The sequence below is a fragment of the Pacificibacter maritimus genome, from assembly GCF_003814915.1.
GTDB classification, from domain to species: Bacteria; Pseudomonadota; Alphaproteobacteria; order Rhodobacterales; family Rhodobacteraceae; genus Celeribacter; species Celeribacter maritimus.
Genome location: NZ_RKQK01000001.1, coordinates 1,097,559 through 1,111,553, shown reverse-complemented (window position 1 = coordinate 1,111,553; position 13,995 = coordinate 1,097,559). Strand labels below are relative to the sequence as shown.

Here is a 13,995-nt window from a genome sequence, read left to right as displayed (position 1 = left end):
GGCCGTCGTTATCAGTATTTGTGCTGCTGTGTCTTTGTTTCGCAAACCGCTTTGCGCGTTTTTCAGGCGTATCGCGTTGGATTTCTCGGACCTGATCAGAGGTACTTATGACGCTTTCTTTAATCTTAGCTTGCTTCTGGGTCGTCGTGGCAAATGTCATTGCGATGTTGCCCGCACATAAATCCCATTGGCCTGCCGCCTATGTGCTGACCGCAATTGGTGTGCCGCTTTTGGGTTATATCACCTATGAAAACGGCCCGTGGATTGGCTTGATCGCCTTTGCAGCAGGCGCCTCAATTTTGCGGTGGCCCTTGCTGTATTTGGGCCGTTGGGCCAAAAATAAACTCTATAAATCCTAACTAAATAACGGTCCGAATTTTGGGCTGCACCAAAAGGCATGCGTATGATTTTTCCCTCTGTTCGCGGAACCCTCACCGAAAACCGCCCTCTTGCTGATTTGACATGGTTGCGCGTCGGTGGACCTGCGGATGCTTTGTTTCAACCTGCTGATGTTGAAGATCTCCAAGCCTTTCTCAAAGCCCTTGATCCCAGCGTCGCCGTGTTTCCGATGGGGGTCGGGTCAAATTTGATCGTGCGCGATGGTGGCATCCGCGCCGTCGTTATTCGCATGGGACGCGGCTTTAATGGTATTTCGTTTGAGGGCGATCTTGTGACTGCTGGCGTTGCGGCTTTGGATGCGCATGTGGCGCGTAAATCAGCCGCTGCGGGTCTTGATTTGACATTCTTGCGCACGATCCCTGGCGCAATTGGCGGTGCTTTGCGGATGAATGCGGGCTGTTACGGGTCTTATGTTGCGGATCATTTGGTCAGCGCCAAGGCCGTGACACGCTTGGGTGAAATCGTGACCCTCACGCCCGAGGACATGCAATTTGAATATCGCGGGTCATATTTGCCCGAAGGTTGGGTGCTGATCGAAGCCACGTTCAAAGCCGCACGCGGAGATGCCGCAGAACTTGAGGCGCGCATGGAAGCGCAACTGAAAAAGCGTGACGAAACACAGCCAACCAAAGACAGGTCTGCGGGGTCCACATTTCGAAATCCAGCTGGGTTTTCCTCAACAGGGCAGGCCGATGATGTGCATGATTTAAAGGCATGGAAAGTGATTGATGATGCGGGCCTGCGCGGCTTTTCCATCGGCGGGGCGCAAATGAGCCCGATGCATTCCAACTTTATGATCAACACAGGCGATGCCACCGCCCATGATCTTGAAACTTTAGGCGAAGAGGTGCGAAAAAAAGTATTTCAAAATTCAGGCCTTGCGCTAGAGTGGGAAATACGACGCGTTGGAGAATTTTCTGGCAAACCAGTTGCCAGCGGACTCCCGACTGGTTAAACGAATCATAAGACCTTGCACAAGCAAGGGCCCCAAGGTGGGCAGCTCTTAAACTTAAGGGCAATTCGGGCCGCAAAAGGTCCAAAAACAAAAACGACAGGGGCCGCAAAGGTCCCGATAAGGGGTCAAAAACGACCCCAGATAATGAGGCACTTGTGGGATTGTCGAGCAGGACACCCCGAAAAGTGGCGGTATTGATGGGCGGACCTTCGGTTGAACGCGAAGTGTCTTTGTCATCGGGGCGTGAATGCGCTGCCGCGCTTAGGGGCGAAGGATATGAAGTTGTCGAAATCGACGCTGGCGAAGATCTGTGTCAAAAGCTGACCGATTGTGCGCCCGATGTTGTATTCAACGCATTGCATGGTCGCTACGGTGAAGATGGCTGTGTCCAAGGCATCTTGGAATGGATGGGCTTGCCCTATACCCATTCTGGCGTTTTGGCCTCTGCTTCAGCTATGGATAAAATCCGCAGCAAAGACATCTACGTTGCGGCGGGTTTGCCGATTGCACCGAGCCGTTTAGCACGCAAAGCCGAAGTCGAAGCCAGCCATGTGATGCCACCGCCCTATGTGGTGAAACCTTATAACGAAGGGTCGTCTGTTGGCGTCTATATCGTCCATGAGGGCGACGCCCCGCCCAAGCTCTCCGCCGAAATGCCTGCTGTTGTTATGGTTGAAGCCTTTGCGCCTGGCCGTGAATTGACCTGCACAGTGATGGGCGACCGCGCCCTATGTGTGACCGATATTATCACCGATGGCTGGTATGATTATGACGCAAAATATTCAGCGGGCGGGTCACGCCATGTTTGCCCTGCCGAACTTTCCGATGAGATGACAGCCCTGTGCCAAGAGATGGCTTTGCGTGCTCATACCGCATTGGGGTGCCGCGGGGTCTCTCGCACTGATTTTCGCTGGGACGAGACCAAAGGCAAAGACGGCCTGATCTTGCTCGAAACCAACACCCAACCCGGCATGACGCCAACATCGCTTAGCCCTGAACAAGCGCAAGCAGAGGGTATGACTTACGGTGAATTTGTCGCTTGGATGGTGGAGGATGCCTCATGCGACCGCTAGATCCTATGGATTTTGCAAAACCTGCCTCAGTGGGGGGATCTGCCCGCGTGTCAGAAGCGGTCGCGCGTGTGATGCGTGCGCGCAGTGGCGGTCAATCGTCAGCACCCGCGCGTCCGCGCGATCCAGCGCCCTCGCGAACTGCCTATAAGATGAGTCGCCTCTGGCTGACCCCGTCCTTTCGGTTTGCCATGCGCCGCCTTGCGCCTATCGGGGCAGTTTTGGCTGTGGTCGCCCTTTGGGCAAGTAATGAAGACAACCGTCAATTCGTTGCCGATCACTATATGAACATGAAGACAGAGCTGCAAAACCGCCCTGAGTTTATTGTTAAAATGATGGCGATTGATGGCGCGTCAGAAGATCTGGCAACCGATATTCGCGAAGTCGCGCCAATTGATTTCCCGCTGTCGTCCTTCGATCTTGATCTCAAAGGCATGTTGCAACAAATCGAAAGTCTTGATGCTGTGGCGCAAGCAGGCGTGCGCGTGCGTGCTGGCGGAATTTTGCAAATCGATATTACAGAGCGTGTGCCAGCCGTTGTGTGGCGTGGTCCGCAAGGGTTGGAATTGCTTGATGCAGAAGGGCACCGCGTCGAAGCACTGGCTGCCCGCCAAAACCGCAATGACCTGCCTTTGATTGCTGGCGAAGGGGCCGATCGCGAAGTGGGTGAAGCTTTGGCTTTGCTCAAGGCAGCACAGCCTTTGATGGAACGGGTGCGCGGCATTGTGCGCATTGGCGAACGCCGCTGGGATCTGGTGCTCGACCGTGACCAAACTATTCAATTGCCTGAAACAAACCCATTCGGTGCCTTGGCGCAGGTGATTACCTTGCATCAAGCCCAAGATTTACTGGTACGCGATGTGCGTATCGTCGATATGCGCAATCCCAATCGGCCGACCCTGCGCGTGTCCGAAGCGGCCCGTGATGAACTGCGCCGCCAACAGGGACTATAACTGGAGTGTCTTTACGATGACCGATCTTTATGCAGCACAACGCGCTATGCGCAATATGCGCAACGCAGCTCTTCAACGGGGTGTGGTGGCGATCTTGGATGTCGGCACATCAAAAATTGCCTGTCTGGTGTTACGCTTTGATGGCGAACGCTTTGCAGGCGGTGATGGTGTTGGCGCTTTGGCGGGGCAATCGGCTTTCCGTGTGATCGGGGCTGCGACCACGCGCTCACGCGGTGTGCGTTTTGGTGAAATTGATGCCATGGGCGAAACCGAACGTGCTATTCGTACCGCAGTTCAAGCTGCACAGAAAATGGCGCAGACCCGTGTGGATCACGTGATTGCCTGTTTCTCTGGTGGCACGCCACGATCATATGGTCTTGCAGGGCAGGTTGATCTTGAGGGCGAGGCCGTATCAGAACAAGATGTTGCTCGGGTTTTGGCCGCAAGCGATGTGCCTGATTATGGCGCGCACCGCGAGGTCATCCATGCGCAGCCAGTGAACTTTGCGCTCGATCACCGCTCTGGTCTGGCTGATCCGCGTGGCCAGATCGGAAACAGCTTGGCTTGCGATATGCATATGCTCACTGTGGATGCTGCGACGATCCAGAACCTTTTGTACTGTATCAAACGCTGTGATCTGGAGGTGGCTGGTATTGCATCTTCTGCTTATATGGCGGGTATTTCTGCCTTGGTGGAAGACGAACAAGAACTTGGCGCTGCTTGTGTCGACCTTGGGGGTGGGGCTTCTGATGTCTCTATCTTTATGAAGAAACACATGATCTTTGCTGACTCTGTGCGTATGGGCGGCGATCAAGTGACCGCGGATATCGCGATGGGGCTGCAAATTCCAAACGCCACGGCTGAGCGGATCAAAACATTCTATGGCGGCGTTGTCGCCACGGGCATGGATGACCGCGAGATGATCGAAATCGGCGGCGACAGCGGCGATTGGGAACGTGACCGCCGCACTGTCTCGCGTGCTGAACTGATCGGTATTATTCGCCCGCGTGTTGAAGAAATCCTTGAAGGCGTGCGCGATTGTCTGGATGCGGCTGGGTTTGAGTATCTGCCAAGTCAGCAAATTGTTTTGACAGGCGGGGCCAGCCAAATTCCGGGCCTTGATGGGCTTGCGCCTAAAATTCTAGGACAACAGGTGCGCATCGGCCGTCCTTTGCGCGTTCAAGGTCTGCCGCAAGCGGCAACTGGCGCGGCCTTTGCCTCTGCTGTCGGTCTGTGCCTATTCGCGGCCAACCCACAAGATGAATGGTGGGATTTCGAAATCCCTGCCGACCGTTACCCTGCGCGGTCACTTAAGCGCGCAGTGCGCTGGTTTAAAGACAACTGGTAGGCCCTCGGGCGCAAGCATCAAAAGGGGGCGTATTTTTGCCAGAGCAACGATACTCTATTGATCAAGCCCCCTTGAGACCCTAAATATAGTGATAGAAACCGCGCAGCACGGCTGCCCAGCATAAGAATCCCAAGGATCGACGCTGAGTTTCGCCTTCAGGCACTGAGCAGTGTTTGACGAAATCGTTAACTTTTGCAGGGCATCCCTGTTGTTTGGCGCAAATTTCATTTGTCGCTAGCAGTTTTTTTGCGGCAACACGCTAAATATAGCGGTTTGCGCAAGATGCCGCCGACAAAAGCGCGGTAATCCCCCATATTTTGTGTGCATATTGTGTTTTTTGGGTGACGCCGATCCGAAAAACCCATAGTATGGACGGGAATAGGTAAGAAATGTCTGGCAGAGCGTCAGACTGGGACAGGAACGGGCCGACGTGTGGGACAACGCGGCGTGCCCCGTAACAAAAACAGGCGGTAGATCATGGCTTTGAACCTCACAATGCCCGAGCAAGAAGATTTGAAACCTCGTATCACAGTTTTTGGCGTTGGTGGTGCTGGTGGTAACGCGGTCAATAACATGATCGAGAAACAGCTTGAGGGTGTCGAATTCGTTGTGGCGAATACAGATGCGCAGGCTTTGCAACACTCCAAAGCAGTTTCGAAAATCCAAATCGGCATCAAAGCGACCGAAGGTCTGGGTGCAGGCGCACGTCCAACAGTGGGCGCGGCCGCAGCCGAAGAAAGTATCGAAGCTATTGTCGACCAACTTGCGGGCGCACATATGTGCTTTATCACCGCAGGTATGGGCGGCGGCACAGGCACAGGCGCCGCACCAATCATCGCGCAAGCTGCGCGTGAATTGGGCGTTTTGACCGTTGGTGTTGTGACCAAGCCGTTCCAGTTCGAGGGCCTCAAGCGCATGCGTCAGGCTGACGAAGGTGTGGAAGCTTTGCAAAAGATGGTCGACACATTGATCATCATTCCGAACCAAAACCTGTTCCGTCTTGCCAATGAAAAAACAACCTTCACCGATGCGTTCTCCATGGCGGATGACGTGTTGTACCAAGGTGTGAAAGGCGTCACCGATTTGATGGTGCGCCCTGGTCTTATCAACCTCGACTTTGCGGATGTTCGCGCTGTCATGGATGAAATGGGCAAAGCGATGATGGGCACAGGCGAGGCCGAGGGCGAAGATCGCGCGATCCAAGCTGCAGAAAAAGCCATCGCAAACCCATTGCTCGACGAGATGTCATTGATGGGCGCAAAAGGCGTGTTGATCAACATCACGGGTGGCGACGATTTGACATTGTTCGAACTCGACGAAGCAGCAAACCGCATTCGCGAAGAAGTCGACCCAGAAGCAAATATCATCGTTGGTTCCACAATGGATCCATCTTTGGGTGGCAAAATGCGTGTGTCAGTTGTGGCAACGGGTATTGATGCTTCTGCTGCGACCGAAGCGCCAGCGCCGCGTCGTCGTTTGGCTGAACCTTTGGCACCAGCTGCTCCTGAAGCAGCAGAAACTCCAGCGCCACAAGCTGCCCCTGTTCAGCAGGCCGCACCAGCTGCGCCTCAACAACAGCCCGCAGCGCGCGCCCAAGAGCCAGCGCCGCAATTCGAAGCGCCACGTCAACCTTCTTTGGATGTGTTTGACGCCCATGCCGCATCTGCGCAGGATCATTTTGATGACGGTCACGATGATATTCCAGCACCCGCATATCAGCCGCGTCCAGAGCAAAGTTATCAGCCTGCTATGAATGAACCAGAAGCGGATGCATATGTTGCCCCGCGCGCCCCTGCTGCAGGAACGCCATCTCCTGAAGCTTTGCAGCGTTTACAAACTGCTGTTTCCAAGCGACCTGAAGCGCCTCAGTACCAACAGCAGCCTGCGACGCAACAGCACCGCCAAGCTGCACCTGAGCCAAAGCAAGGGCGTTTTGGCATCAATTCATTGATCGGTCGGATGACTGGCAATGGCGGTGATGAGGCGTCTCAACCGCATGCACGTCAAGCGGCACCTGCTCCACGTCATGCGGCGCAACCGAGCCGTCAACCTCAGGTGCACCAGTCTTACGACGAAGATCAGGATCCAAATCCTGAGAATGAAAAGATCGAAATTCCAGCGTTCTTGCGTCGTCAAGCGAACTGATTTCGCAGATTCTTTCGGCGCGTTTTGTAACGTTTTAGACGTCCGTTAGTTTACATATAATTAAAAAAGGTCGGATTTATCCGGCCTTTTTTGTTGTTTTTCAACATCTTGCTGCGGTGCGGCGCGACCCCCTGTTTGAATAGGCAAGTCTACGTCGTCTTGTGTTACAAACCGTTACAAAGATTGAATTGTGAATGGCCCTCACCACCATTAACTAATCATCAACACCGCCCCCAATCTGTGGACACTTCACAGAACAGGCGATGCGGATAGAATTCGAAAGTTGAGGCCGTCGTGCAAAAAACTGTAGCAAAAGCGATTACATTTGATGGGGTAGGCCTGCACTCAGGCAAACCTGTGCGCATGGTTGTGTCTCCTGCAAAAGCCAATTCAGGCATCGTGTTTCGCCGGTCGGACATCGACGCTGATATCAACGATACCCGCGATGCACGTATTGCTGCGCGTTGGGATGCGGTCGTGCCCTCCAAGCTTTGCACTTTGATCCGCAACTCGGATGGCGTTGAGATTTCCACCATCGAACACATCATGGCAGCCCTTGCTGGCTGTGGCGTGACCAATGCGATCGTTGATGTGAACGGACCAGAAATTCCGATCGAAGACGGGTCATCGGCGCAATTCGTGACGGCATTTTTGCAAACTGGCTTGGTTGCACAGGCTGGGCCTGCACGCGCTTTGAAAATTTTGAAACCTGTGTCGATTGAGGTTGGATCTGCGACAGCCCGTTTGGAACCGGCAGCGACCTTGGAAATTGATTTTCACATTGATTTCGAAGATGCAGCCATCGGTGTGCAAGATAAATCTTTGAAAATGGCCAATGGCGCTTTCATTCGTGAATTGTCAAACTGTCGCACGTTTTGCCGAAAATCCGATGTGGATATGATGCAATCCAACGGCTTGGCTTTGGGCGGTACATTTGAAAATGCTGTTGTTGTCGATGGCGATGATGTCTTGTCGCCAGGCGGTTTGCGCCATTCTGATGAACCTGTACGCCACAAAATGCTGGATGCTTTGGGCGATTTAGCCCTTGCTGGTGCGCCGATTCTTGGGCGTTACGTTGGTGTGCGTTCTGGTCATGCGATGACGAATGCGCTTTTGCGCGAAGTATTCGCGACACCTGGCGCTTGGGCTTTCGTGGCTGTGGATGACGCAACAGCAAAAACATTGCCTGGTGCAGGGGTCAGCGCATCAGATTTGGCATACTGCGCATAATTCGCTGTTTTTCGCTTTCAAATCATCACATATTAGTTTTCGTCCCCAAAGGCGTTTTGCACCGAAAATTTCTGTGCTAGGAGTGGGGCGACACTCACAGATGTGGGTACAGAATTTGACGAAGGTGGAACTTTCATGCGCGCAGGATTGTATCGCGGCCTTAAGGTCTCGGCAGTGTTTTCACTGACTGTTTTGGCTGCCTGTTCGGAATACGCCCCAGAGCGTGATCTGGAAGGCTACACAGCCGAAGAGATTTACAAACGAGCCGAATATGAAATCACCACAAAAGATTTCGATTCTGCGGCGCAATATTTTGCTGAAATAGGTCGACTCTACCCTTATTCGTCATGGTCTAAACGCGCGCTGATTATGGAAGCCTTTGCCTATCATCGGGGAAGCGACTATGAACAAGCGCGTTTGGCCGCGCAGCGCTTTATTGATTTTTACCCCGCAGATGATGATACAGCCTATGCGCATTACTTGCTTGCCTTGTCATATTACGATCAAATTGATGATGTTGGTCGCGATCAGGGGCTGACCTTCCAAGCCTTGCAAGCTTTGCGTGTGGTGATTGAACAATTCCCAGACACCGAATATGCGCGCTCGTCTGTGTTAAAATTCGATTTGGCCTTTGATCATCTGGCTGCCAAAGAAATGGAAATCGGGCGGTATTACCTAAAACGTAAACATTATTCCGCAGCCGTTAATCGGTTCCGCGTGGTGGTCGAACAGTTCCAAACCACACAGCACACAGCAGAAGCCTTGCACCGTTTGGTCGAAAGTTATCTGGCCCTTGGTTTGACCGAAGAAGCCCAGTCTGCTGGCGCCATTTTGGGCCACAACTACCAGTCAACCGAATGGTATAAAGACAGCTATGCTTTGCTGACAGGACGTGGGCTTGAAGCCAAATCTTTGGGTGATAATTGGCTTAGCGCAGTCTACCGCCAGATGGTGCGTGGCGAATGGCTCTAAGCTTGGTCATGGACCTTTTATGCTAAGACATCTTGATATCCGCGACATGCTTATCATTGACCGGTTGGAACTTGCGTTTCAACCCGGCTTGAATGTTTTGACAGGGGAAACAGGGGCGGGCAAATCGATTTTGCTCGACAGTCTCGGCTTTGTCTTGGGGTGGCGCGGACGCGCTGAGCTGGTGCGTGCGGGGGCCAAGCAAGGCGAAGTCATCGCCGTTTTTGATGTGCCACAAGGTCCTGCTGCGGCAACGCTTTTGGCGGATGCTGGCATTGAAACTGATGATGGCGAATTGATTTTGCGCCGCGTCAATACAGCAGATGGTCGTAAAACCGCATGGGTCAATGACCGCCGCGTGTCTGGTGATGTTTTGCGCCGCTTGTCTGAGCTTTTGATTGAACTTCACGGCCAGCATGATGATCGCGGCCTGCTAAATCCCCGCGGCCACCGTGTGCTGTTAGATACATTCGGGGCACTCGATAGCTTATTGGATGATGTGCGAGGCGCGTGGAAAACACTCGCCGTCACGCGCAAAGCTTTGGCCGCTGCCAAAGATCAACAAGCCGCCCTAAAAGCCGAAGAAGACTTCCTGCGCCATGCTGTTGGCGAATTGGATAAGATCAATCCTGAGGCGGGTGAAGAAGCCAAGTTGGATGCAGAACGCCGCTTGATGCAATCGGCCGAAAAGATTTCCAAAGACATTTCAAAAGCCCATCAAGCTATGTCTTATGATGCCGCCGAGGGCGCTTTGACAGACGCTTTGCGCTGGCTCGAAGGGGCCGCAGACAAAGCGGACGGGCGGTTGGATAGCGCCATCGAGGGGCTGAACCGCACGCTAAATGAATTGGCCGAAGCGCAATCAGGCGTCGAAGATTGTATGCAAGCTTTGCAGTTTAACCCCCATGAATTGGAAAACATCGAAGAACGCCTGTTTGCCATTCGTGGCCTTGCACGCAAACATAATGTGCTGGCTGACGACTTGGGCGATTTCGCTGAAACCTTGCGGGTTAAGTTAAAAGCGCTGGATGGCGGTGCTGATGATTTGCTTCGCTTGGAAGACGATCTGAAAAAGGCCCAAAAGGATTACACCACCAAGGCCGATGCCTTAAGCCAAGCGCGTAAATCGGCGGCTGCGGAACTGGATGCACTGATGGGCGCCGAACTCGCGCCGCTCAAAATGGAGCGCGCAGTCTTTGTCACCGAAGTCGAGGCGGGCGAAGATGGTCCAGAGGGCAGTGATCAAGTGTCATTCACTGTGGCCACCAATCCAGGTGCCCCTGCAGGGCCGTTGAATAAAATCGCATCAGGCGGGGAATTGTCGCGTTTTTTACTGGCGCTGAAAGTCTGTCTGACCCGTGATCAAACGGGCGTTACGATGATTTTTGACGAAATTGACCGTGGTGTTGGTGGTGCAACCGCTGATGCCGTCGGGCGTCGTTTGAAAGCTTTGGCGGAGGATGGCCAAGTGTTGGTTGTCACCCATTCGCCGCAAGTTGCCGCCTTGGGCGCGCATCATTGGCGTGTGGCAAAACGTGTGGAAGACGGCATGACCTTGTCAGAGGTCACATCGCTCGAAACTCAAGAACGCATTGATGAAATCGCCCGCATGTTGTCAGGTGATAGTATCACAGATCCAGCCCGCGCCGCCGCTCAAGAATTGCTAAACGGCTGACGCGATGCTGTGTTCGGGCCGCGTCTTAGCGTACCAACTTGCCTGGATTCATGATGTTTTTCGGATCAAGCGCTGTTTTCAATGCGCCCATTGTATCCCAAGCTGCATCGCCATGTTCTTGCGCCATAAAATGCTTTTTGCCGATACCAATACCATGTTCGCCAGTCACTGTGCCGCCAAATCGCAAGGCGCGTTTGGCCATTAAATCGGCGAGCCGTTTTGCTTCGGCGAGATCCTCGGCATTATCAGGCTCAATCAGCAAGACGGCATGGAAATTTCCGTCACCAACATGGCCCAAAATTGGACCATCTAGGAAAGATTTTTCGATGTCTTCAGCGGTTTCCACCACAGCTTCGGCCAAGTTGGAAATCGGCACACAGATATCTGTGATGACTGACACACAGCCCTTTTTCAGTGCCAAACAGGCGTAATAGGCGTTGTGACGCATGGTCCAAAGCGCATTGCGATCCTCGGGTTTGCTGGCCCATTCCAAGGGAGATCCCCCGAAGTCGTCAATCAATTCGCTCAAGGTTTCGATCTGGCTTTCGACGCCTGTATCAGACCCGTGGCATTCCACAAACAGATGCGGCTTAAGCGGGAATTCACTGCCCGCATAGGAATTGACCGCCTGAACAGCAGAGACATCCAAAAACTCGATCCGTGCCATGGGAATGCCCATTTGGATGGCGAGCATCACCGTGTTTACAGCGCTGTCGATATCGTCAAAGGAACATACGCCCGCAAGGATTTTTTCGGGCTGCCCGTGCAAGCGCATGGTCAATTCCGTGACCAAACCCAATGTGCCCTCAGAGCCGACGAACAATTTGGTCAAATCGTAACCTGCTGAAGATTTGCGCGCCCGCGTACCTGTTTTTATAACGGTGCCATCGGCCAAAACCACTTCAAGCCCTATGACATTGTCAGCCATTGTGCCGTATTTCACTGCGGTGGTACCAGAGGCACGCGTCATAGCCATACCGCCCAGAGATGCGTTTGCACCTGGATCAACGGGAAACATCAGGCCAGAGGTGCGCAATTCGATATTCAATTGTTCACGTGTCACACCAGGCTGCACGATGGCATCCATATCTGAATCATTGACCTGCAAAATTTTGTTCATCTGGGTGAAATCAACAATCAACCCCCCATGAATGGCCGAGGTTTGCCCCTCAAGTGATGTACCTGTGCCCCAGCCGATGATAGGAATGTCATTGGCGTGACAGATTTTCACGATGGCTGAAACCTCTTGTGTCGTCTTGGGGTAGGCGACCGCATCTGGAGGTGTGTCAGGGTGCCAAGCTTCGGACCGACCATGTTGTTCAAGATCAGACTTGGAACGTGTGACACGCTTGTCTAAAACTAGGGCTAAATCTGCAAATACGGTGTCAGGAATCATGTCTTGGCCCTATTGTTTGGAAACTAAATGCGGCCCCTAAATTGCCGTGCCCTCAGTAAAAGCGCAAGTCCGAATGCGTTGTTAAAGTCAGGATTGCTGCCATATGCCGAAAGCAAAACCGTCCTCACCGCAAAAAGTTTGGGCGGACATCTGTTCGGGCCTCAGCGGCGTGCTGCACCTGATTCGAATGCGTGGCCCATCCCAAGTTCAGTTTTGGTTCATCGCCTTGCTCATCGGCGTTGCGTCTGGTTTTGCGGCTTTGTTCTTTCGCAAGTCGATCACGGCTTTGCAATCCTTTTTATATGGCGTCGAAGATGTCAGTCGTCTTCACAGTGCGGCCAGTGAGCTGCCTTGGTTTTGGGTGCTGTCGATCCCCGTGATCGGCGGTCTGGCCGTTGGGGTGATCCTGAATTGGTTCACACCAGATGGGCGGGTGCGCTCTGTTGCGGATGTTATCGAAGGTGCCGCGCTCAACGAAGGGCGTGTGGAAAAACGCGCGGGGCTTGCTTCAGCGGCGGCGTCATTGATCACGCTTTCTACAGGCGGCTCGACGGGGCGCGAAGGTCCAGTCGTGCACTTGGCGGCAGTGATTTCAAGCTGGGTCTCGCAGCGGCTTCATGCCAGTGGATTAACAGGGCGTGACCTTTTGGGCTGTGCTGTGGCAGGGGCTGTATCGGCCTCGTTCAACGCGCCTATTGCGGGGGCATTGTTCGCATTGGAGGTCATCTTGCGTCATTTCGCCGTGCATGCTTTTGCCCCGATCGCCATCGCGGCTGTGGCAGGCACTGTTATCAACCGCATCGAATACGGCGATGTCACCGAATTTACGCTTGCCGCAGAGGGTGCTTTGTCTTTCTACGTCGAACTGCCTGCTTTCGTACTTTTGGGATGTGTGTGCGGTTTCATCGCAGTCGCGATGATGCGATCCATCTTTATGGCTGATGATTTCGGATCATGGGTGGTCGAACGTATTCATCTGCCACCCGTTTTTCGCCCTGCTTTGGCAGGGCTTTTGTTGGGACTCTTGGCCGTTGTGTTTCCGCATGTGATTGGGGTCGGTTACGAGACGACCTCGGCTGCTTTAACAGGGCAATTGCTGCTGTGGCAGGCGATCGTGTTTACTGTCGTTAAGGTTGCAGCTGTGGCCATCACCATGGCGGGGCGCATGGGCGGCGGTGTCTTTTCACCCGCTTTGATGATCGGTGCGATGAGTGGCTTGGCCTTTGGTTTGATCGCCACGGCTGTGTTTCCAGACGTGTCGGGCACGGTGACGCTTTATGCTTTGGCGGGCATGGGCGCGGTGGCCGCGGCCGTATTGGGCGCGCCTATTTCGACCACTTTGATCGTGTTCGAACTGACGGGCGATTGGCAAACGGGATTGGCTGTTATGGTCGCGGTGTCTTTATCGACTGCGATTGCATCGCGATTGGTGGATCGATCATTCTTTTTGACACTTTTAGAACGCCGTGATGTGCATTTGGCAGCGGGGCCTCAGGCTTATTTGCTGGCGACAATGCGGGTTCATCAATGCTACCGCGCCCCAGATGCGCCGCGTGCGGCCAGAGAATCCGAATGTAAGGAATTGATTTCAAAGGGCATATACATATCGCCCAATGCCACATTAGAAACCGCCATGCCGCTGTTTGAGGCGCAGAATCTCGTATTTATTCCTGTGGTCACCTTGCATGAGGAAACAGGACCAGACCTGCATGGGGCTTTGTTTCAGGTGGATGCTTTGCGGGTGTTTAACAAGGCACTGGCAGCAACCGCAGCCGAAGAGCACAGTTAATCCACGCCAGTGTTCCCAGAAAAAAAACGCGCAGAATGATCTGCGCGCCTTTGCTTTGGTTTGGTG

The 13,995-nt window shown here is 53.5% G+C and carries 11 protein-coding genes; 10 read left to right on the top strand and 1 reads right to left on the bottom strand.

Going from position 1 to position 13,995, the window contains the following annotated elements; translation table 11 throughout:
- Positions 1-107: 107 nt before the first annotated feature.
- The 9 genes from EDD53_RS05135 (at position 108) to recN (ending at position 10,744) form a co-directional block, all read left to right on the top strand.
- Positions 108-359, top strand: coding sequence for a DUF2484 family protein (locus EDD53_RS05135; protein ID WP_123792093.1), 252 nt, complete (start codon positions 108-110; stop codon positions 357-359).
- A gap of 44 nt (positions 360-403) precedes the next feature.
- On the top strand, positions 404-1,354 hold the full coding sequence (gene murB / locus EDD53_RS05130) for a UDP-N-acetylmuramate dehydrogenase (RefSeq protein ID WP_123792092.1): 951 nt from the start codon (positions 404-406) through the stop codon (positions 1,352-1,354).
- A 155-nt stretch (positions 1,355-1,509) separates the two neighbouring features.
- A complete protein-coding gene (locus EDD53_RS05125) occupies positions 1,510-2,427 on the top strand; it encodes a D-alanine--D-alanine ligase (protein ID WP_123792091.1) in 918 nt (305 codons plus the stop codon).
- The gene (locus EDD53_RS05120) at positions 2,415-3,377 is read left to right on the top strand and encodes a cell division protein FtsQ/DivIB (protein WP_123792090.1); all 963 of its coding nucleotides are present in this window, start codon (positions 2,415-2,417) and stop codon (positions 3,375-3,377) included. Before EDD53_RS05125 ends, EDD53_RS05120 begins: the two co-directional genes overlap by 13 nt.
- A 16-nt stretch (positions 3,378-3,393) precedes the next feature.
- Complete coding sequence (gene ftsA / locus EDD53_RS05115) at positions 3,394-4,725, top strand: cell division protein FtsA (protein WP_123792089.1); 1,332 nt, start codon at positions 3,394-3,396, stop codon at positions 4,723-4,725.
- A 477-nt stretch (positions 4,726-5,202) separates the two neighbouring features.
- On the top strand, positions 5,203-6,870 hold the full coding sequence (ftsZ, locus tag EDD53_RS05110) for a cell division protein FtsZ (protein ID WP_123792088.1): 1,668 nt from the start codon (positions 5,203-5,205) through the stop codon (positions 6,868-6,870).
- 294 nt (positions 6,871-7,164) lie between these two features.
- Positions 7,165-8,100, top strand: coding sequence for a UDP-3-O-acyl-N-acetylglucosamine deacetylase (lpxC, locus tag EDD53_RS05105; protein ID WP_123792087.1), 936 nt, complete (start codon positions 7,165-7,167; stop codon positions 8,098-8,100).
- A 135-nt stretch (positions 8,101-8,235) separates the two neighbouring features.
- The gene (locus tag EDD53_RS05100) at positions 8,236-9,072 is read left to right on the top strand and encodes an outer membrane protein assembly factor BamD (RefSeq protein ID WP_123792086.1); all 837 of its coding nucleotides are present in this window, start codon (positions 8,236-8,238) and stop codon (positions 9,070-9,072) included.
- 19 nt (positions 9,073-9,091) lie between these two features.
- Positions 9,092-10,744, top strand: coding sequence for a DNA repair protein RecN (gene recN / locus EDD53_RS05095; protein WP_123792085.1), 1,653 nt, complete (start codon positions 9,092-9,094; stop codon positions 10,742-10,744).
- A 25-nt stretch (positions 10,745-10,769) separates the two neighbouring features.
- Here the strand turns inward: recN and EDD53_RS05090 are convergent, their stop codons facing one another.
- Positions 10,770-12,140: an FAD-binding oxidoreductase gene (locus EDD53_RS05090; RefSeq protein WP_123792084.1), complete on the bottom strand. Its 1,371-nt coding sequence runs from the start codon at positions 12,138-12,140 to the stop codon at positions 10,770-10,772.
- A 103-nt stretch (positions 12,141-12,243) separates the two neighbouring features.
- On the opposite strand from EDD53_RS05090, the gene EDD53_RS05085 reads away from it, so the two are divergent.
- Positions 12,244-13,929 carry a chloride channel protein gene (locus EDD53_RS05085; RefSeq protein WP_123792083.1) on the top strand — a complete coding sequence of 562 codons (1,686 nt, stop codon included), beginning with the start codon at positions 12,244-12,246 and terminating at the stop codon, positions 13,927-13,929.
- Positions 13,930-13,995 lie beyond the last annotated feature (66 nt).